General features: G+C 68.5%; 21 protein-coding genes and 1 tRNA gene. 8 read left to right on the top strand and 14 right to left on the bottom strand.

Translation table 11 applies throughout. The annotated features are described in order from the left end of the window. Positions 1 to 8 precede the first annotated feature (8 nt). From IT40_RS06280 to IT40_RS06265, 4 genes are all read right to left on the bottom strand, one after another. Positions 9 to 791: a hypothetical protein gene (locus tag IT40_RS06280; RefSeq protein WP_243700100.1), complete on the bottom strand. Its 783-nt coding sequence runs from the start codon at positions 789 to 791 to the stop codon at positions 9 to 11. Positions 792 to 800: 9 nt separating this feature from the next. Continuing rightward, positions 801 to 2,294: an NAD(P)-dependent oxidoreductase gene (locus IT40_RS06275; RefSeq protein ID WP_036751906.1), complete on the bottom strand. Its 1,494-nt coding sequence runs from the start codon at positions 2,292 to 2,294 to the stop codon at positions 801 to 803. 150 nt (positions 2,295 to 2,444) lie between these two features. Continuing rightward, positions 2,445 to 3,251 (bottom strand): undecaprenyl-diphosphate phosphatase, encoded by an 807-nt coding sequence (locus tag IT40_RS06270; protein ID WP_175562306.1) that lies wholly within the window; start codon positions 3,249 to 3,251, stop codon positions 2,445 to 2,447. Further along, positions 3,248 to 4,240 (bottom strand): complex I NDUFA9 subunit family protein, encoded by a 993-nt coding sequence (locus IT40_RS06265; protein WP_036751901.1) that lies wholly within the window; start codon positions 4,238 to 4,240, stop codon positions 3,248 to 3,250. Before IT40_RS06265 ends, IT40_RS06270 begins: the two co-directional genes overlap by 4 nt. A 576-nt stretch (positions 4,241 to 4,816) precedes the next feature. On the opposite strand from IT40_RS06265, the gene IT40_RS06260 reads away from it, so the two are divergent. Both IT40_RS06260 and IT40_RS06255 read left to right on the top strand, forming a co-directional pair. Further along, positions 4,817 to 4,901: transfer RNA gene (locus IT40_RS06260), tRNA-Leu, on the top strand. 208 nt (positions 4,902 to 5,109) lie between these two features. Then, entirely contained in the window at positions 5,110 to 5,550 is a 441-nt protein-coding gene (locus IT40_RS06255) for an NUDIX domain-containing protein (protein WP_036751900.1), read from the top strand. 11 nt (positions 5,551 to 5,561) lie between these two features. Here the strand turns inward: IT40_RS06255 and IT40_RS06250 are convergent, their stop codons facing one another. Continuing rightward, positions 5,562 to 6,833 (bottom strand): PP2C family protein-serine/threonine phosphatase, encoded by a 1,272-nt coding sequence (locus IT40_RS06250; protein WP_036751898.1) that lies wholly within the window; start codon positions 6,831 to 6,833, stop codon positions 5,562 to 5,564. 119 nt (positions 6,834 to 6,952) lie between these two features. Here IT40_RS06250 and IT40_RS06245 point away from each other — a divergent pair, with 119 nt between their 5' ends. After that, a complete protein-coding gene (locus IT40_RS06245; protein ID WP_036751896.1) occupies positions 6,953 to 7,303 on the top strand; it encodes an Hpt domain-containing protein in 351 nt (116 codons plus the stop codon). A gap of 7 nt (positions 7,304 to 7,310) precedes the next feature. Here IT40_RS06245 and ilvA read toward each other — a convergent pair whose 3' ends face one another. After that, positions 7,311 to 8,549, bottom strand: coding sequence for a threonine ammonia-lyase IlvA (gene ilvA / locus IT40_RS06240; protein ID WP_036751894.1), 1,239 nt, complete (start codon positions 8,547 to 8,549; stop codon positions 7,311 to 7,313). A gap of 78 nt (positions 8,550 to 8,627) precedes the next feature. Then, positions 8,628 to 9,470 carry a hypothetical protein gene (locus tag IT40_RS06235; RefSeq protein ID WP_036751892.1) on the bottom strand — a complete coding sequence of 281 codons (843 nt, stop codon included), beginning with the start codon at positions 9,468 to 9,470 and terminating at the stop codon, positions 8,628 to 8,630. A gap of 50 nt (positions 9,471 to 9,520) precedes the next feature. Between IT40_RS06235 and IT40_RS06230 the strand changes: the two genes are divergently transcribed. Further along, the gene (locus IT40_RS06230) at positions 9,521 to 10,747 is read left to right on the top strand and encodes an argininosuccinate synthase (RefSeq protein WP_036751889.1); all 1,227 of its coding nucleotides are present in this window, start codon (positions 9,521 to 9,523) and stop codon (positions 10,745 to 10,747) included. 49 nt (positions 10,748 to 10,796) lie between these two features. After that, the gene (gene mog, locus IT40_RS06225; protein ID WP_036751887.1) at positions 10,797 to 11,330 is read left to right on the top strand and encodes a molybdopterin adenylyltransferase; all 534 of its coding nucleotides are present in this window, start codon (positions 10,797 to 10,799) and stop codon (positions 11,328 to 11,330) included. Here mog and IT40_RS06220 read toward each other — a convergent pair. The 4 genes from IT40_RS06220 to IT40_RS06205 all read right to left on the bottom strand — a co-directional run bounded on the left by IT40_RS06220 (position 11,320) and on the right by IT40_RS06205 (position 14,955). Beyond that, the gene (locus IT40_RS06220; RefSeq protein ID WP_036751885.1) at positions 11,320 to 11,919 is read right to left on the bottom strand and encodes a nucleoside/nucleotide kinase family protein; all 600 of its coding nucleotides are present in this window, start codon (positions 11,917 to 11,919) and stop codon (positions 11,320 to 11,322) included. The genes mog and IT40_RS06220 overlap by 11 nt on opposite strands. A gap of 61 nt (positions 11,920 to 11,980) precedes the next feature. Continuing rightward, entirely contained in the window at positions 11,981 to 12,775 is a 795-nt protein-coding gene (locus IT40_RS06215; protein ID WP_208021261.1) for an ATP-binding cassette domain-containing protein, read from the bottom strand. After that, positions 12,772 to 13,845, bottom strand: coding sequence for an ABC transporter permease (locus tag IT40_RS06210; protein ID WP_036751880.1), 1,074 nt, complete (start codon positions 13,843 to 13,845; stop codon positions 12,772 to 12,774). The genes IT40_RS06215 and IT40_RS06210 overlap by 4 nt, the downstream gene beginning before the upstream one ends. A gap of 90 nt (positions 13,846 to 13,935) precedes the next feature. Continuing rightward, positions 13,936 to 14,955 carry a sugar ABC transporter substrate-binding protein gene (locus IT40_RS06205; protein WP_036751878.1) on the bottom strand — a complete coding sequence of 340 codons (1,020 nt, stop codon included), beginning with the start codon at positions 14,953 to 14,955 and terminating at the stop codon, positions 13,936 to 13,938. Positions 14,956 to 15,073: 118 nt separating this feature from the next. On the opposite strand from IT40_RS06205, the gene IT40_RS06200 reads away from it, so the two are divergent. From IT40_RS06200 to IT40_RS06190, 3 genes are read left to right on the top strand one after another with little or no spacing between them, the layout of a single operon-like run. Beyond that, positions 15,074 to 16,264, top strand: coding sequence for an ROK family transcriptional regulator (locus tag IT40_RS06200; protein ID WP_036751875.1), 1,191 nt, complete (start codon positions 15,074 to 15,076; stop codon positions 16,262 to 16,264). An 18-nt stretch (positions 16,265 to 16,282) separates the two neighbouring features. After that, positions 16,283 to 17,194 carry a DnaJ C-terminal domain-containing protein gene (locus IT40_RS06195; protein ID WP_036751873.1) on the top strand — a complete coding sequence of 304 codons (912 nt, stop codon included), beginning with the start codon at positions 16,283 to 16,285 and terminating at the stop codon, positions 17,192 to 17,194. Beyond that, positions 17,191 to 17,538 carry a hypothetical protein gene (locus IT40_RS06190; protein WP_036751871.1) on the top strand — a complete coding sequence of 116 codons (348 nt, stop codon included), beginning with the start codon at positions 17,191 to 17,193 and terminating at the stop codon, positions 17,536 to 17,538. Before IT40_RS06195 ends, IT40_RS06190 begins: the two co-directional genes overlap by 4 nt. Here IT40_RS06190 and IT40_RS06185 read toward each other — a convergent pair. The 3 genes from IT40_RS06185 to IT40_RS29170 form a co-directional block, all read right to left on the bottom strand. Next, positions 17,535 to 17,717 (bottom strand): DUF1289 domain-containing protein, encoded by a 183-nt coding sequence (locus tag IT40_RS06185; RefSeq protein ID WP_036751869.1) that lies wholly within the window; start codon positions 17,715 to 17,717, stop codon positions 17,535 to 17,537. The genes IT40_RS06190 and IT40_RS06185 overlap by 4 nt on opposite strands. Beyond that, a complete protein-coding gene (ruvX, locus tag IT40_RS06180) occupies positions 17,714 to 18,190 on the bottom strand; it encodes a Holliday junction resolvase RuvX (RefSeq protein WP_036751867.1) in 477 nt (158 codons plus the stop codon). Before ruvX ends, IT40_RS06185 begins: the two co-directional genes overlap by 4 nt. Beyond that, on the bottom strand, positions 18,187 to 18,987 hold an 801-nt coding region (locus IT40_RS29170; protein ID WP_036751865.1), incomplete at its 5' end, for a tetratricopeptide repeat protein. The genes IT40_RS29170 and ruvX, both read right to left, overlap by 4 nt.

The following is an 18,987-nucleotide window of genomic DNA, read 5'->3' as shown; positions in this document are numbered from 1 at the left end:
ACAGTCCTTCACGTCCGTGCCTCCTTCGTAAGCTGCCACAGGATGTCGGCGCCCTGGCCGCCCACCATCTGCAGGTCGCAATCATATTCCGGCTTGGTCGAGCCGAAGCCGGGCTGTCCGGGGAACGAGAACGTCACCGGGCTGTCGTTGGTCTGCTGCACGGCGCCGGTCCAGTCCTCGGAGGTCTCGACCCCGCCGTAGAACCGCCCCTGCGCGCGGCTGATGAATTGCTGGCCGCGGCGCTGGATCAGCACCTGGCCGGATTCGCCATAGGTGGTCAGCTCGAAGCGCGTGACCTCCAGCGTCACGCCGTCGATCTGCACCTTTTCGCCGGTCAGCTCGTCATGGCCCACATGGCGCAGCCGCTCGCCGCTGTTCGAGCGGGTCCAGAAATCGAAATCGTCGCGTCCGGTCTCCAGCAGCGTGCTGAACGAGGCATGGTCCTGCGCCTCGTCCTCCAGCAGGTCGGTCAGGCCGCTGCGCAGGTCGGTGCTTTCCATCCAGCGCGTCTCGCGGTCGATGCGCGACTGGAAGGTTGGGCCCTCGGGGGTGAAATAAGTCACCCGCTGGTCCCCCGGCGCATCCGAGCCGCAGCGATAATGCTGCGAGACGCTGCAACCGCGGTTCTGCACCGTGATCTCCAGCTTGCAGCCGGAAGGCGGGGTGAAATTCGCCGCCGCGGCGGGCAGGGCAGGAAGCGTCAGCATGGCTGCCATTCCTGCCGCCAGCGCCATGCCGCGCGCCATCGGCGCGGCGCCGGGTGCGGGGCTGGGGCGTGGTTGTCGTGCCATGGCCGCCCCCTATTCGGCCGCGACGCGGGCGGCACCCGACAGGTAGCCGGCGATGCTGTCGGCGGCCTCGCGGCCGTCGCGGATCGCCCAGACCACCAGGCTGGCGCCGCGCACGATATCGCCCACGGCAAAGACGCCGGGCAGGCTGGTCTGGTGCGTCTGGTAATCGGCCTTGATCGTGCCCCAGCGCGTGACCTCCAGCCCATCGACGCCCCAAAGCCGCGGCAGTTCCTCGGGCTCGAAACCCAGCGCCTTGATGACCAGCTCGGCCGGCTCGTCGTAATCGGCGCCCTCGATCAGTTCCGGCGACTGCCGGCCCGAGACATCGGGCTGGCCCAGCCGCATCCGCTGCACCCGCACGGCGCTGATGGTCGGGATCTCGCCGGTGTCGTCCACGTCGCGTTCCTGCGCGACCATCGCCTCGCCGGTGACATGGCCGGTAAAGGCGCCGGGGGCGGACAGCCAGACGAACTCGACGCCTTCTTCCTCGGCGTTCTGCACCTCGCGCTGGCTGCCGGGCATGTTGGCCCGGTCGCGGCGGTAAAGGCATTTCACCGATTGCGCGCCCTGGCGGATCGCCGTCCTGACGCAATCCATCGCGGTGTCGCCGCCGCCGATGACCACGACGCGCTTGCCCTTGGCGTTCAGCTCGCCATCCTCGTAGTCGGGGATCTCGTCGCCCAGGTCCACCCGGTTCGAGGCGGTCAGGTAATCCAGCGCCCGCACCACGCCCTTGGCGGCGGCATTGTCGATGTCCAGGTCGCGGGTCTTGTAGACGCCGGTCGCGATCAGCACCGCGTCATGCTTGCCGCGGATGGCGTCGAAGCTGATGTCCTCGCCGACATTGACGTTCAGCACGAAGTCCACGCCGCCCTGGGCCAGCTGCTCCGTGCGCCGCTCGACCACCTGCTTTTCCAGCTTGAAGCCGGGGATGCCATAGATCATCAGCCCGCCGGCGCGGTCGTGGCGATCATAGACCGTGACCTGGAAGCCCATGCGGCGCAGCCGGTCGGCGGCGGCAAGCCCGCCGGGCCCGGCACCGATGATGCCGATGGATTCCGGCCGTTCCTGCATCGGCACGACCGGGGTGATCCAGCCCTGCTCCCAAGCGGTGTCGGTGATGTATTTCTCGATGGCGCCGATGGTGACGGTGCCGTGGCCGGACTGTTCGATGACGCAATTGCCCTCGCACAGCCGGTCCTGCGGGCAGATGCGGCCACAGATCTCGGGGAAGGTGTTGGTCTCCTGGCTGCGCAGATAGGCTTCCTGCGTGCGGCCCTCGGCGGTCAGGCGCAGCCAGTCGGGGATGTTGTTGTGCAGCGGGCAATGGCTCTGGCAATAGGGCACGCCGCATTGGCTGCAGCGGCTGGCCTGTTCCTTGGCCTTGGCTTCGGCGAACTCGCGATAGATCTCGTGGAAATCTTCCGAGCGGGATGCCGCGTCACGCTTCTCGGGCATCTCGCGCCCGATGGTGACGAATTTGAGCATCTTCTGCGTGGCCATGGCTGCGCGTCCTTCGATGACGAGGGTGTTCACAGCCTGATAAGACAGGCTGCCGTCAAAGAAAAGTCAGCACAGTTGACCTAATTAACGATTCTTCCGATCCGCCTTCACTTTTCCATGCTGCAAATGCGAAAAATGGGTCAGCATTGTTTACCATCCTGCCTGCAAAGCCAGCAGAACCACGGCCCCGACCACGATTCGCCACCAGGCGAAGAAGCCGTAGCCATAGGTCGAGACATAGTTCAGCAGCCCCCGCACCACGACCACGGCGGCCAGGAAGGCGCAGACGAAGCCCAGCACGATGTTCCCGGTCGCCGCTGCGTCCAGGATGTCGCGGTTCTTGTAGAGGTCATAGACGAAAGCGCCCAGCATCGTCGGCATGGACAGGAAAAAGCTGAATTCCGCGGCAGAACGCTTGTCCGCGCCCAGAAGCAGGGCACCGACGATGGTCGCCCCCGAACGCGAGACGCCGGGAATCATCGCCAGGCACTGGATGAAGCCGATCTTCAGCGCCATGGGCAGCGGGAAATCCTCGGCCGAGAAATGGCGCGGCCGGGTCGCCATCCGGTCCACGAACAGCAGCACCACCCCGCCGACGATCAGCATGATGGCGATCAGGGCCGGGGTTTCGAACAGCACTTCCTTGATGATGCGATGCGCCAGCACGCCGATCACCACCGCGGGCAGGAAGGCCAGCAGCACCGCCAGGATGAAGCGCCGCGCGCGCGGGTCATGCGGCGCGCTGGTGAAGATCCGCCACAGCCGCCCGGAATAGACGCCCAGGATGGCCATGATGGCGCCCAGCTGGATCAGCACCTCGAAGGCGCGGCCAGGCGAATCGAAGCCCAGGAAATGCCCGGCCAGCAGCACGTGGCCGGTCGAGGACACGGGAATGAACTCGGTCAGCCCCTCCAGCAGACCAAGGGCGGCGGCAACGAGGGTGTTGTGGTCCATCAGCCGTTGCGCAGGTTCTTCGCCGAGGCGGTGATCGCCTCATATTGCCCCGAGGACCGGAAGCGCCACAGGTATTGCGCGATGATCGCGGGGGCGGCGGTCGGCTCGATCCCCAGGTCGGCAAAGGTCTTGACCTGTTCCGAGACCCGGTTGGGCCGGCGCAGCAGCCGGGCCTGGTCGCGGGTCATGATGCGGTTGGTCAGAAGCCCGCCGCTGACGGTCTGCACCGTGTCCAGCACCGATCCCATCACCCCGCCCAGCCAATGCGGCAGGCCGACGATGGCGCGGCGGCGGCCGGTCGCGACCAGCACCTGCTGCGCCACCTCGCGCATGGTCAGCACATCGGGGCCGCCCAGCTCATAGATGCCGGGCCGGGCCTGTCCCGCGGCCGCCATGGCGGCGGCCTGGGCCACGTCCTCGACATAGACCGGCTGCATCGGCGTCCTGGCGCCCGGCACCAGCAGGATCGGTCCCAGCCGGGTCATCGAGGCGATGCGGTTGTAGAAATGATCGTCCGGCCCGAACATGACCGAGGGGCGCAGGATCGCCGCATCGGGGCGATGCGCCAGCACCGCGGCCTCGCCCCGGCCCTTGGAGGCGGCATAGCGGCTGTCCGAATCCGGGTCCGCGCCGATGGCCGAGACATGCACGAAATGCCGGACGCCGGTTTCGGCGGCGATGCGGGCGATGCGGCCCGCGGCTTCTTCGTGGATGGCGTCGAAGGTGTTCCTGCCTTCGCGCACCATGATGCCGACGCAGTTGATCACCGCATCCGCATCGGCCATGCAGGCGGTCACGGACAGGTCGTCGCGGACGTTGCAGGGCACCGGCTCGACCTGGCCGGGCGCGCCATAGGTGCGCACCACGCCGGCTTCGTTCGGGCGGCGGACGGCGACGCGGATGCGCCAGCCCTGGGCGGCCATGATCCGTGCGATCTGCCGGCCCAGGAATCCAGACCCGCCATAAATGGTGACAAGCTTGGCTGCGGACATGCGGCGCTCCCTTCGTGCGTGCTTGATCGTTCAATACCCAAGCCTTCCGCCAGCGGCAAGCCGTGGCGGCCGGCCTGCGACGATCGGGTCCGCCTTGCCGGCCGCTCCCGGCGTGTGCCGCGCCCTTTCTACGACCGGGCGAGGGCGGCAAACGGGCTCGGCATGAAAGACCTGTCAGGTCGCGCCATGGAGGAGGTGCGGCCTCGCCGCCGCCGCCGCGGGCGCAAGGCGGTCGCCATGGGGTCATGGCGACCGACATGGGCGGCCTGCTCTCGGTCGCCTGGGCGGGGCTGTGTGGATGACTTCGACCGCGGGAGGATCGAGCGGGTCTGTATAAGGCGAAGGGGGCGGTCATGCCGGGCCGTCCGGCTGAAGGGGGCCGGGGCCGTCTGGCCAGGGCGCGGCTTTCCGGTGCCGCCAGCCCATGGATTGCGGCCCAGAACAAGGCCAGGGCGAGGGCCTGGGCGAGGGCGTGAAACGGGGGCGTGAAAAAGATTTGCGGCCGGGCGCAGATTTTTGTCGATCCCCCGTTGACACCCCCAGCGGCTGGGCTTAATCACCCGGCTCACGCGACCTGCCCAGGTGGCGGAATTGGTAGACGCGCACGGTTCAGGTCCGTGTGCCGCAAGGCGTGGAGGTTCGAGTCCTCTCCTGGGCACCATAAACAAAAGCCGCGCAAGCCCTTGGGTTTGCGCGGCTTTTGCTTTGCGCGGCAGGGGCCCTTTCGGGCGGGCCTTGTCGCCGGTGGCGCGGTTGCATGAGTATTTGGGGAACGAAGAAGCCATGCGGAGCCGCGAAGGGCGTCGCCATGGCCTTCCCGGCCAGGAAGGGTGCCGGCAAGGCGCCGTGGGGAAAGGAAAGCAAGCCGCATGATACCGCGTTTCGGATCGCTGCCGGGGCGTCGCGCCTATCGCCTGCGTCCGGGGGCCTATGGCCTGTTGATCCGCGACGGTGCGGCGCTGCTGACCTTCCAGCAGGCGCCGCAGCCGGAGTTCCAGCTGCCCGGCGGCGGCATCGACCCAGGCGAATCGCCGCTGGCCGCGCTGCATCGCGAGGTGCGCGAGGAGACCGGCTGGAGCATCGGCAATCCGCGCCGCTTCGGCGCCTACCGGCGCTTTTGCCATATGCCGGATTACGGGTTCTGGGCGGAAAAGCTCTGCACCCTCTGGCTGGCGCGTCCGGTGGCGCGGCTGGGCGCCCCCGCCGAACCGGGGCATGAGGCGCATTGGGTGCCCCTGCGGCAGGTCGTGGAACTGTTGCCCGATCCGGGCTCGCGCGCCCTGGTGCGGGCGGCGTTGCGGCGGATCTGAGCCGCGCCTGCTCAGCCCCATGGGTGGTCGCCGTTCCTCTGCCGCTCGACCAGCACGGCCGAGATGTCGTCGCTGCGCCGGCCGCCGGCGTAATGCGCCGCCGACCAGCAGATCGATTCCAGCAGCGCATCGCCGCGCAGCGTCGCATTGGTGCGCAGGATGGCGTTCAGTCCCTCCTCGCCCAGGGGTTCGCCGCGCGCGTTCTCGCTTTCGGTCAGCCCGTCCGAGCTGATGAACAGCCTGTCGCCGGGGCCGAGCGCCAGTTGCACCTCGTCATATGCGGCATCGGGAAAGACCCCCACGGGCAGGCCGCCGCCGCCGATCCGCTCGATGCGGCCGTCGGCGTGTTGCAGCACCGGATGGGGGTGGCCCGCCTGCACCAGCCGCAGTTGGCCGGTCAGGAAGTCCAGGTCGGCATAGACCATGGTGAAATAGGATTCGATGCGCAATTCCTCGATCATCAGCGTGTTCAGGTGGCGCAGGACTTCGGCCGGGGGGCGGGCGTCGTAAAGGCCCAGATCGGTGATGCGCAGCGCGATGTTCTGGTCCGTTCCGCCCGACAGCAGCGCCGCCAGCCGGGCGCAAAGCAGCGCCGAGGCAACGCCATGGCCCGCCACGTCCAGCGCGAACAGCCCGATGCGGCGGGCGTTGATCGGGAAGAAGCCGACCAGGTCGCCGCCGATATGGCCGGCCGGGCGCATCAGCAGCGACAGGTCGAAATCGCCGTAGCGGCCATGGCGTTCCCGCACCAGCCCCTGCTGAAGGCGCTGCGCCTCGCGCAGGTCGCGGTCGATCGCGGCCTGGGTCTCGCGCAGCTGGGCCAGGGTGGCGCTGAGCTGGGCATTGGCGCTACGCAGGCTTTCCTCCATGCGCAGAATGCGTTCGCTGGCGGAAAGCCGCGCCAGCAGTTCGGCGCCCGAGACCGGCTTGGTCAGGAATTCGTCGGCGCCGGCGCGCAGCCCCTGGGCGATGTCCTTCTTGTCGTTGCGCGAGGTCAGCAGGATGAAATAGCCATAGCGGTCCGACTGCATCTCGCGGAAGCGGCGGCAGAATTCCAGCCCGCTTTGCCCCGGCATCATCCAGTCCGAGATCACGATGTCCGGCCGCCGTTCCAGGCAGATGCGCATCGCCTCGTCGCCGCTGGCCGCCTCGACCACCTGGTAGCCGGCGCGGATGAGCTGCACCGCCAGGGTCCGCCTTTGCGCCCGGCTGTCGTCGACAAGCAGCACCAGCCGCATGCTGTGCGGTATCGTCGTCGCGGCCTGGGGATCGAGGATCATCATGCGCCAGGGTCTAGACCACGGGGTCTGAATGTTCCGTTAATCCAGACAATTTTCGCGATTAACACGTCATAGATGAAATTGCTGTTATGAAGGCCGGGTGATTCTTCCGAGGGTTGTCCATGCTGGATTGGAACCGTATCAACGAACTGCGCGGGGAGGTCGGCGATGACGAATTCCAGCTGATCCTGGAGCTGTTTCTGGACGAGGTGGAAGGCGTCATCATGCGCCTGTCGCGCCGGGACGTGCTGCAGCTGGAAACCGACCTGCATTTCCTGAAGGGATGCGCCTGGAACCTGGGCTTTACCGATTTCGGCAATCTTTGCGATGCGGGCGAACGCAAGGCCGCCGGTGGCCGGGCGGCCGAGGTCGATGTCGAATCGCTGCTGGCCAGCTATTCCGCGTCGAAACAGGCGCTGATGCGGCAACTGGACGCGGCGCTGCGCCCCGACAGGCGGGCGCGCCTTGCCTGAGCGCCGGTCAGATCAGGAATTCCGCCAGCACCGGGTCGCGGGTGATGTCGCGATGGCCGATCCCCGCCGCCTCCAGCCTTTCGCACAGCCGGGCGAGGTTTTCCGGCGCGGTGGTCTCGATGCCGATCAGGACCGAGCCGAAGTTGCGCGCCGATTTCTTCAGGTATTCGAAGCGGGCGATATCGTCCTCGGGGCCAAGCAGCTGCAGGAAGTCGCGCAGCGCGCCGGGCCGCTGCGGCATGCGCAGGATGAAATAGCGCTTGAGCCCCGAGAAACGCTGGGCGCGTTCCTTGACCTCGGGCAGGCGTTCGAAGTCGAAATTCCCGCCCGAGCAGATGCAGACCACCCGCTTGCCGGCGAGATCCGGGATGTCGCGCAGCACGTCCACCGCCAGCGCCCCGGCCGGTTCCAGCACGATGCCCTCGATGTTCAGCATCTCGAGCATGGTGGCGCAGATGCGATCCTCGGGCGCGGTATGGACGCGCTCGGCGTCGAAACCGGCAAGCGCGGCAAAGGGCAGGTCGCCGATCCGCGCCACGGCGGCGCCATCGACGAAATTGTCCACGGCGGGCAGGGTCACGGGGGCGCCGGCCAGCAGCGCCTCGCGCAGGCTGGCGCCGCCCTCCGGCTCGGCGAATTCGGCGCGGGTGCTGGGGGCCAGCTCGGCCAGCAGCCGGGTGACGCCGGCGGCCAGCCCGCCGCCGCCGACCGGCAGAACGACGACATCCGGCGCCCCGCCCAGCTGCTCGAGCAGTTCCAGCCCCACCGTGGCCTGCCCCTCGATGATGTCCGGGTCGTTGAAGGGCGACAGGAAGGTGGCGCCCTGCGCGCGGGCGAAATCCTGCGCCGCGGCCAGCGTCTGGTCGAAATAATCCCCGGTCAGCACGATCTCGATGGCGCCATTGCCGAAGATGCGGGTCTTGTCGATCTTTTGCCGGGGCGTGGTGACGGGCATGAAGATCGTGCCGCGGGTGCCGAAATGGCGGCAGGCATAGGCCATGCCCTGCGCGTGGTTGCCGGCGCTGGCGCAGACGAAATGCCCCTGCGGCCCGGCGCCGATCTTGCGCATGGCGTTGAAGGCGCCGCGCAGCTTGTAGCTGCGCACCGGCGTCAGGTCCTCGCGTTTCAGCCAGATCTCGGCGCCGTATTTCGCCGAAAGGTGGTCGTTCTTCTGCAAGGGCGTCGGCTCGAAAAGGTCGCGTAGCGCGATCCCGGCCTGGCGGACAGAGGCGGCAAAGTTTTCCATGACCGGCGAATGGCGCGAAAAGCGGCGGTTGGCAAGTGGGGATGGCTTGCCGCCCTGGGCGATGCCCGCCCGCCCTGGCTAGCGGGCGGCGTCCATCTCGCAGGGCAGGACGACGGGCTGCGCGGTATCGGGCATCCAGGCAAGCACCTGCGTATCGGAAAGGAAGGTGACGGCAAGGGGCCGGGACGGCATGGAAGGGAACGCGCATCGGTAGCTTTCCTGCCCATCCAGCGCGCGGACGGTGCCGGGCAGGTCGGGCATGATCGCCAGCGATGATGCCAGCGGCATCGCGATCATCGCGCTGAGCGGCAGGACAAAGGCCATCGACCGCAGGGCTGCGCCGCCGCCCCCCGTCAGCATTTGCAAGGTAAACAGCCCGAACAGCAGCAGCATGAGCAGCGCCCCGACCCCGGCGAAGGTCAGCCAAAGGCTCATGACCGCGGTCAGCACGTCCAGGCTCATCGGAAAGGCGTCGGGCGAAACCCCGAAACTGTGCGCCAGGATGTCGCGCGCGCCCCGCCGGGCAAGCATGGCCATGCCAAGCGGAATGGCGATGGTCAGCCCCAGCCTGAAACCGGGCCAGCGCTGCAGGCTGCCCATGATCGCGATGGCCCAGCCCAGCACCGCGATGCCGAAGGCCAGCGTCAGCACGGCAAGGGCGACGGGATCATGCCAGGCGGGCAGCGGCTCGACCAGCAGCGGCGGCAGGAAAAGGACCGCGGCGATGATCGCGCTGAGCCACCAGCAATCGCGAAAGACGCGCCGCAGCAGCGCGCCCGCCTGGTCCATGAAGGCATCGCGCGCCCGCCGCAGCCTGCGCCGGCACAGGATGACCCTGCTCCGGGCCCCGTGCCGAAATCCCCCCGGTTTGCCGGAAAAGCCCTGCCTGCGGTTGGGCCGCGCCCCGCTCTTGTCGGTCATCGGAAAACATCCTATTGCAACATCAACTCAAAAAACGGGGGCCATATCGCATGTCCGACGCGCCGAAGAAAGTCGTCCTTGCCTATTCGGGCGGGCTCGACACCTCGATCATCCTGAAATGGCTGCAGACCGAATATGGCTGCGAGGTCATCACCTTCACCGCCGACCTGGGCCAGGGCGAGGAGCTGGAGCCGGCGCGCCAGAAGGCCGAACTGCTGGGCATCAAGCCGGAAAACATCCATATCGTCGACGTGCGCGAGGAGTTCGTGCGCGATTTCGTCTTCCCGATGTTCCGCGCCAATGCGGTCTACGAGGGGCTTTACCTGCTGGGCACCTCGATCGCCCGCCCGCTGATCTCCAAGCACCTGGTGGAAATCGCGCATCGCCACGGTGCCGATGCCGTGGCCCATGGCGCCACCGGCAAGGGCAACGACCAGGTCCGGTTCGAACTGTCGGCCTATGCGCTCGACCCCTCGATCAAGGTGATCGCGCCCTGGCGGGAATGGGATCTGACCTCGCGCACCCGGCTGATCGAATTCGCCGAAGAACACCAGATCCCGATCGCCAGGGACAAGCGTGGCGAGGCGCCCTTCTCGGTCGATGCCAACCTGCTGCACACCAGCAGCGAGGGCAAGGCGCTGGAAAACCCCGCCGAGGAAGCGCCCGACTACGTCTACCAGCGCACCGTCAGCCCCGAGGACGCGCCCGACCAGCCCGAATACATCGAGATCGGCTTCGAGCGGGGCGACGCGGTCTCGATCAACGGCGAGGCGCTGTCGCCCGCCACCATCCTGACCGCGCTGAACGAATACGGCCGCAGGCACGGCATCGGCCGGCTCGACTTCGTGGAAAACCGCTTCGTCGGCATGAAGTCGCGCGGCATCTACGAGACCCCCGGCGGCACCATCCTGCTCGAGGCGCATCGCGGCATCGAACAGATCACGCTGGACAGCGGCGCCGGCCATCTCAAGGATTCGATCATGCCGCGCTATGCCGAGCTGATCTACAACGGCTTCTGGTTCAGCCCCGAGCGCGAGATGCTGCAGGCGCTGATCGACAAGAGCCAGGAACATGTGACCGGCACCGTGCGGCTGAAGCTCTACAAGGGCAGCGTCCACACGGTCGGCCGCTGGTCGGACCATTCGCTCTACAGCGAAAAGCACGTCACCTTCGAGGACGATGCCGGCGCCTATGACCAGAAGGACGCGGCGGGCTTCATCCGGCTCAACGCGCTGCGGCTGAAGCTGGTGGCGAACCGCAACGCCAGGTTCAAGTAAGACCCACCGGCCGCGGGCAGCCCCCGCGGCCTTTTTCATGAGGCCCGCCATGTCCCGTCCCGCCCATATCGCCATCGTCACCGTCTCGGATCGCGCCGCCAGCGGCGAATACGAGGACAAGGGCGGTCCGGGGGCCGAGGACTGGCTGCGCGCCACCATCACCTCGCCCATGGACATCACGCGCCGCATCATCCCCGACGGGCGCGAGATCGTCGCCGAATGCCTGCGCGACCTGGCCGACGACCAGGGCGCCGACCTGATCCTGATCACCGGCGGCACTGGCCCGGCGCCGCGCGACCAGACGCCCGAGGCCATGGCCGACGTGATCGAAAAGGAACTGCCCGGCTTTGGCGAGGAAATGCGCCGCGCCAGCCTGCGCGAGGTGCCGACCGCCATCCTGTCGCGCCAGACCGCGGGCATCCGCGGCGCCTCGCTCATGATCACCCTGCCGGGCAAGCCCTCGGCCATCGCCACCTGCCTCGACGCGGTCTTCGCGGCGGTGCCCTATTGCCTCGATCTGATCGGCGCGGCCTGGATCGAAACCGACCCCGCCCGCATCAAGGCGTTCCGGCCTAAGAAATAGGCGCGGGCCGGACCCGCAGATCGGCGGGCAGCGATTCGCGCAGCACCAGTTCGGCATTGCCAAGGTCGTTCTCCAGATGCGCCATCACCTCGGCGGGCGAACGCCCCAGCCCCTGCCAGCGCGCGGTCAGGCGCCGGCGCAGCTCCTCGATCGGCACGTCCAGCATGACCGACAGATCCCAAAGCCCGGCCAGTTCGCGCCAGGGCGCGCGGTCCAGCAGCAGGTAGTTGCCCTCGACAACCACCAGCCGATGCCCCGCCTCGACGCGGCCGGCGCCGGCGATGGCCAGGTCCAGGCCGCGGTCGAAGACCGGATGGACCACCTCGCCCCCCGCCTTCAGTCGCCGCACCAGCGCGACGAAACCCGCGGCGTCAAAGGTCTCGGGCGCGCCCTTGCATCCGCGCAGCCCGTCCGCCTCCAGCAGCCTGTTGTCCAGGTGGAACCCGTCCATCGGCACCAGAACCGCATCGTCCAGCCCGGCCACCAGCTGCGCGGCCAGGGTCGATTTCCCCGATCCGGGCGCGCCCAGGATGGCCACGATCCGCCGGCCAGGGCCTAGCCTTGCCACAAGGTCCAGTATTTCTTCCATGCAAAAATATCCTGGGGGGAGTCCGAAGGACGGGGGGCAAAGCCCCCCGCAGCCGCGCCGTTCAGGCCGCCGTCGCCACCTCGTCCGGCACCTTTGCCCCAGTCATGAAGGCCACCGCGTCCGACATGGAATAGTCGTCCGGCCGGATCACGCAAAGCCGCCGGCCCAGCCGGTGGATATGGATGCGGTCCGCCACCTCGAAGACATGCGGCATGTTGTGCGAGATCAGGATGATCGGGATCCCGCGCGAGCGCACGTCGCGGATCAGCTCCAGCACGCGCCGGCTTTCCTTGACGCCAAGCGCCGCCGTCGGCTCGTCCAGGATCACCACCTTGGAGCCGAAGGCGGCGGCGCGCGCCACCGCCACGCCCTGGCGCTGGCCGCCCGACAGCGTCTCGACCGCCTGGTTGATGTTCTGGATCGTCATCAGCCCCAGCTCGGTCAGCTTCTCGCGGGCGAATTTCTCCATCGCCGGCCGGTCCAGCTTGCGCAGCCACTTGCCCATGATGCCGGGCTTGCGCAGCTCGCGCCCCATGAACATGTTGTCGGCGATGGACAGGGCCGGCGACATGGCCAGCGTCTGGTAGACGCATTCGATGCCATAGCCGCGCGCATCCAGCGGGCTGGCAAAGCGCACCGGCTTGCCCTCCAGCGTGATCTCGCCCTCGTCGGGCTGGACCGCGCCCGACAGCGCCTTGATCAGCGAGGACTTGCCCGCGCCGTTGTCGCCGATGACGGCCAGGATCTCGCCCGGCATCAGGTCGAAGTCGCAATGGTCCAGCGCGGTGACCTTGCCATAGCGTTTCACCAGCCCGCGGGCTTTCAGAAGCGGTTCCCCGGAAATGTTCGCGTTCATGCCGATGCCTTTCTGATCCATTGATCCACCGCCACGGCGAGGATGATGAGCAGGCCGATGAGGAAGAAGGTCCATTGCGGATCGGTGCCGACCATCTTCAGCCCCATCTCGAACACGCCGACGATCAGCGCGCCGAAGAACATGCCGACGATGGATCCGCGGCCGCCGAAGAGGCTGATCCCCCCGATCACCACCGCGGTGATGGACTGGATATTGCCCAGCTGCCCGGTCGAGGCCGAGGGCGAGACCGAACCGAAGCGGCCGATCATCACCCAGCCCGCGATGGCGCAGAAGAACCCGGCCAGCGCATAGACCTGGATCAGCACCCGCCGGGTGCGCACGCCGGCCAGTTCCGCCGCATCCGGGTCGTCGCCCACCGCATAGACATGCCGGCCCCAGGCGGTATGGCGCAGGACGTAGGCCAGGATGGCGACCAGCGCGACCATCAGGAACACCGCGTAAAGGATCTTCACCCCGCCGGGCTGGATGGAATAGCCCCAGAATTGCAGCGCCGGCGCCTCGGCGGCGATGGCCGACGAGCGGATGGTCTCGTTCGCGGAATAGATGTAGTTCGCCGCCAGGATGATCTGCCAGGTGCCCAGCGTCACGATGAAGGGCGGCAGCTTGATGCGGGCGACCAGCCAGCCGTTGGCAAAGCCCATGGCGGTGCCCGCCGCCAGCCCCAGCGCGATCGCGACCGGCGCCGGGATGCCATAGCGGAATGTGAACTGCCCCATCAGCACCGAGGAAAACACCGCGATGGCGCCGACCGACAGGTCGATCCCGGCGGTCAGCACCACCAGCGACTGCGCGCAGCCCAGGATGCCGACGATGGCGATCTGCTGCAGGATGGTGGACAGCGTCACCGCCTTGAAGAAGTTCGGCGACAGCAGGCCAAAGACGATGATCGCCGCGACCAGCACGATCATCGGCACGGCCGAGGGCGTCATGTGCAGCCAGTGCTGCAGGCGCTTCAGGGCGGTTTTCTGTTCGTGGAACTCGGCAACCTTGTCCGAGGCGCCTTGCAGGCCCTCCTCGTAGCCGGCGGCCGTCTTGGTGTCGGATGACATGGACGGTCTCCCCCCTTGCAAGACGCCGTGCAGGGCGCCGCTGCCTGTGGTCAGGGCGAGGTTTCCCCCGCCCTGCGGTTCAGTCGAGGCTCAGCCCCAGCAAAGCTCGGCGCCGCGGGCCGAGTCGATGGATTCGATGCCCTCGGCCGGCTTGTCGGTCACCAGTTGCACGCCGGTATCGGTGAAATCCTTGCCCTCGGTCGGCACGGGCTTGGTGCCGTCCTTGGCGAAGGCGGCGATGGCCTCGATGCCCTGCGACGCCATGTCCAGCGGATATTGCTGCGAGGTGGCGCCGATCACGCCGTCCTTGACGTTCTGCACGCCGGGACAGCCGCCATCGACCGAGACGATCAGCACGTCGCCTTCGCGCCCGACGGCCTTCAGCGCCTCATAGGCGCCGGCGGCGGCGGGTTCGTTGATGGTATAGACCAGGTTGATGTCGGGATCCTTGGCCAGCAGCGTCTCCATCGCCTTCAGCCCGCCTTCCTCGTTGCCCGAGGTGACTTCGTGGCCGACGATGCGCGGGTCGGTCTCGTCGCCCCATTTCTCGGGGTCGCCCAGCTCGATGCCGAAGCCCTGCAGGAAGCCCTGGTCGCGCAGCACGTCGACCGAGGGCTGCGAGATCGCCAGGTCCAGAAGCGCGATCTTGGCCTCGGCCGCCGCATCGCCCATGGTGGCCTTGGCCCATTGGCCGATCAGCTCGCCGGCCTTGAAATTGTCGGTGGCGAAGGTCGCGTCCGCCGCATCGACCGGGTCCAGCGGCGTGTCCAGCGCGATGACCAGCAGCCCGGCATCGCGCGCCGCCTGGAGGGAATCGACGATGGCCTTGGTGTCCGAGGCGGTGATCAGGATGCCCTTGGCGCCGTCCGCGATGCAGGCCTCGACCGCCGAGACCTGGCTTTCGTGGTCGCCGTCGATGCGGCCGGCATAGGATTTCAGCTCAAGCCCCAGCTCGGCGGCCTTGGCCTGCGCGCCTTCCTTCATCTTCACGAAGAAGGGGTTGGTGTCGGTCTTGGTGATCAGGCAGGCGCTGTCGGCCTGCGCCATGCCGGCGATCAGGGTCAGGGCCGTGCCCGCCAGCGCCGCGCGCAGCAGTTTGGTCTTGGTCATGATGTCCTTCCTCCTCTGGGCGGGTCTGACCGCCGCCTCCTGTAAAAGGCTGCCGAAGAAACGGGGGCTTGTCAATAAATCAATTTCGTTGATTTAATAGGGGAGGGAGGAAGCGACCATGCCGAACACCAATCCGGCGGCGACGCCGCAGGGGGTCCGCAGCCAGAACGAGCGGCTGATCCTGTGGCTGATTCGCCGCAACGGGCCGATGCCACGCGCCGCGCTGGCCCAGGCCACGGGCCTGTCTGCGCAGGCCGTCACCAACATCACGCGCGAGCTGATCGCCGCGGGCCTGCTGGATGCGGGGGGCGAGCGGCGGCGCGGCAAGGTGGGCCAGCCGCTACTGCCGCTGGCCCTGGCGCCGGAGGGGGCGCTGTTTCTGGGCCTCAAGGTCGGGCGCCGGGTGGCCGAGCTGGTGCTGGTCGATTTCGCCGGCGGCATCCGGCAGATCCGGGTGCTGCCCCATGCCTATCCGCAGCCCGACGCGATTCGCGACTTCGCCGTCGCCGGCGCGGCCGAGATCCTGGCCGAATTGACCCAAGCGCAGCGCGCGCGGCTGTCGGGCATGGGCATCGCCAGCCCCTTCTACCTGTGGGACTGGGCCGAGGAGATGGCCCCCTGGCGCGGCCGCGACCTGCGCGCCGAACTGGCGCAGGCGCTGGACCTGCCGGTCTGGCTGGAGAATGACGGCTCCTGCGCCTGCGGGGCCGAGATGATGTTCGGCACCCAGGAATTGCCGCAGGATTTCCTGTATTTCTATGTCGCGCATTTCGCCGGCGGCGGCGTGGTGCTGGACGGGCGGCTGCGGCTGGGGCCGTCGCGCAATGCCGGGGCGATGGGCTCCTATCCGGTGCCGGGGGGGCGGCAGGTGCTGGACGTGGCCTCGATTTCCGTGCTGGAATCGGCCTTGGGGGGCGACCTGCCGCTGGACGATGCGGCCTGGGATCTGCCGGCCGGTATCGTCCGGGAATGGCTGGACGAATCGGCGCGGGTGCTGTCCCATGCGGCTCTGGGGGCGGTGGCGGTGCTGGACCTGCCGCTGGTGGTGATCGACGGCGCCATGCCGGCCGCGCTGCGGGCCGGGCTGGTGCAGGCGACCGCGGCCAGCCTGGCCGGGATGCGCCACCACGGCGTCACCCTGCCCGAGGTGCGCGCCGGAACCCTGGGCCGCCGGGCCCGCACGCTGGGGGCGGCCGCGCTGCCGCTGGGGGCGGGCTTCCTGCCGGGCGGCAGTTTCTCGGCCCCGCGGCCGGGCCGGAACGGGCATGAAACCCAGGGTGCGCCCGCGCGTTCCCGTGACGACAGGTGAAGAAAGGAAGCCGCGGCCATGGCCGACGATCCATACAAGGCGCTGGGGCTGGGCAAGAACGCCAGCCAGGACGACATCAAGCGGGCCTATCGCCGGATCGCCAAGACCGACCACCCGGACCTCAATCCCGATCCTGCCGCGCATGAGCGCTTCAAGGCCGCCTCTTCCGCCTATGACCTGCTGAAAGACCCCGAGCAGCGCGCCCGCTTCGACCGCGGCGAGATCGACGCCCAGGGGCAGGAGCAGCCGCAGCGGCATTACTATCGCGAATATGCCGAATCGGGCGACAACCCCTATCGCCAGCCGCATGGGTTCGACGATCTGTCGGACGTGTTCTCGGACCTGTTCGGCGGCCGTGCCGGCGGCGGCGGCCGGCGCGGCGGGGCGCGCAGCTTCGACATGCGCGGCCCCGACCAGCGCTTTACCCTGGAGATCGACTTCATGACGGCGGCCCGCGGCGGTTCGACCCGGATCACCATGCCCGACGGCAGCGTGCTGGAGGTCAAGATCCCCGAGGGCGCGCATGACGGCCAGGTCATCCGCCTGCGCGGCAAGGGCGGTCCCGGCATGGGTAATGGCGAGCCGGGCGACGCGCTGCTGACCCTGATCGTGGCCGAGGATCCCGACTGGAAGCGCGACGGCAACGATGTCGAGACCACGCTGCCCATCACCATCGACGAGGCCGTGCTGGGCGGCAAGGTCGAGGCGCAGACCATCGACGGCCCGGTGATGCTGACCGTCCCGCGCGGCGCCAGCTCCGGCCAGAAGCTGCGGCTGAAGGGCCGCGGCATCAGGGGCGCGGACGGGCGGCGCGGCGACCAGCATGTCGTGCTGAAGATCGTGATGCCGCCCAGGGTCGACGACGAATTGGCCCGCTTCATCGAAGAGTGGCGCCAGAACCATGCCTATGATCCGAGGAGGGGAAAATGACCCAGCCCCATCATACCCTGGCCGAGACGCTGGAGGCGATCAGCGACCTGACGCCCGAGCAGCTGGAGCGCTATATCCGCGCCGGCGTGGTCGTGCCGGTGCAATCCGAACAGGGTCCGCTGTTTCGCGACATCGACCTGGCGCGGCTGAGCCTGGTCGTCGACCTGGCCGAGGGCTATCATCTGGACGAAGAGGCGCTGGCCCTGGTGCTGTCGCTGGTCGACCAGCTGCACGGGCTCAGGGGCGACATGCGGGCGATCCTGGACGCGGTGGCGCGCGAGCCGGTCGAGACGCGGGTGCGGCTCAAGGCCGCGATCCGCGAGGTGCGGGTGGTGACGCGCTAGTCCGCCCTGCCGCAGGCGGGCAGGGCGCGGGAGGGCAGCTCGGCCATGATCGCCAGCCGCTCGGCCTCGGTCATGCGGCCCCAGCCGGCGATCTCGTCGATGCTGCGCAGGCAGCCGGTGCAAAACCGGCTTGCCGGCTCGATCCGGCAGATGTTGACGCAAGGCGTCGAGGGCTTCATCCGCCGGCCCCCAGGAAGCGCAGCCGGTCCAGCGCGCCTTGCAGGATATAGCCGGCCGCGACCTGGTCGATGACCTCGGCGCGGCGCTTGCGCGAGGTGTCGCCCTCGAGCAGCGCGCGTTCGGCGGCGACGGTCGACAGCCGCTCGTCCCAGAAGGTGATCGGCAGCGGCGTCAGCCGTTCCAGGTTGCGGGCAAAGGCGCGGGTCGATTGCGCCCGCGGCCCCTCGCTGCCGTCCATGTTGCGCGGCAGGCCCAGCACCAGCCCGACCAGCGCCCGGTCGGCGGCGATCTGCAGCAGCGCCTGCGCATCGACGGTGAACTTCGTGCGCCGGATCACCGTCAGCGGCGAGGCGACGCTGCGCAGCCCGTCGCTGACCGCGACGCCGATGGTCTTGGTGCCCAGGTCCAGCCCGGCGACGGCGCCGGTGCGGGGCAGGGCTGCGGCGAAGCTCTCGACGTTCTCGCAGATCATTCCAGCCCGGCCTGTTTTGCCGCCGCCTCGATCACCTCCAGCGCCGCGGCATCGCCGGCGAACTGCTTGCGCGCCTCGCCCAGGATGTCGCCGGCATGGTCCTTTTGCCCGATCACCGGCAGGGACGAGATCAGCCGCGCCCATTCCTCGGGCGTGCCGCCCTGGGTCGCCAGCCGGGTCTCCAGCCCCTTGACCATGCCCTCGACCATCTGCTGGCGCTCTTCGGCGGTCATTTCCTCGGCCGCGGCCATGGCGTCGGCATCCGGGCCGGGCATCGCGGGCAGGCTGGGCATGCCCGGCGTGCCCGAGGCGGCGGGTTCCGGTGGGGTATAGTCCGGGTGGCCGGCAAACCAGGCCAGATCCTGGATCGAGCCGCGGATCGGCGCGATCCAGGGCGCGTCCTCGGGGCCTTCGGCCAGCAGCCGGGCCCAGACCGGAAAGGCCTGGTCGGGCCGGCCGTTCTGCAGGTGCAGCAGCCCGGCCATGAAGCGCGCCTGCGGATTGCGGGCATCGCGCGCCAGGGCTTGGGCCACGGCATCCTCGGCCTCGCGGGTGATGATGCCGCCGGCCGCCTCGATCGTCAGCCCGGCCAGCCGCGCCAGATCCTCGGCGCTGGCCTTGTCGCCGCGCAGGGCAACCAGCCGGCGCTGCGCATCCTTGGCGGCGACGAGGTTGCCCAGCCGCTCCTCGTGCTCGGCCAGAAGCTCCAGCCCGCGCGGGTCGTTGGGGTTCTTCATGACCGCCTCGCGCAGCCGTTCGATCAGCGCGACATAGTCGGCATCGGGCTCGGGGCGGGC

Source organism: Paracoccus versutus, assembly GCF_000763885.1.
Taxonomy (GTDB): domain Bacteria; phylum Pseudomonadota; class Alphaproteobacteria; order Rhodobacterales; family Rhodobacteraceae; genus Paracoccus; species Paracoccus versutus.
The sequence above is the reverse complement of the archived record's forward strand: the minus strand, read 5'-3'. Positions and strand labels throughout refer to the sequence as shown.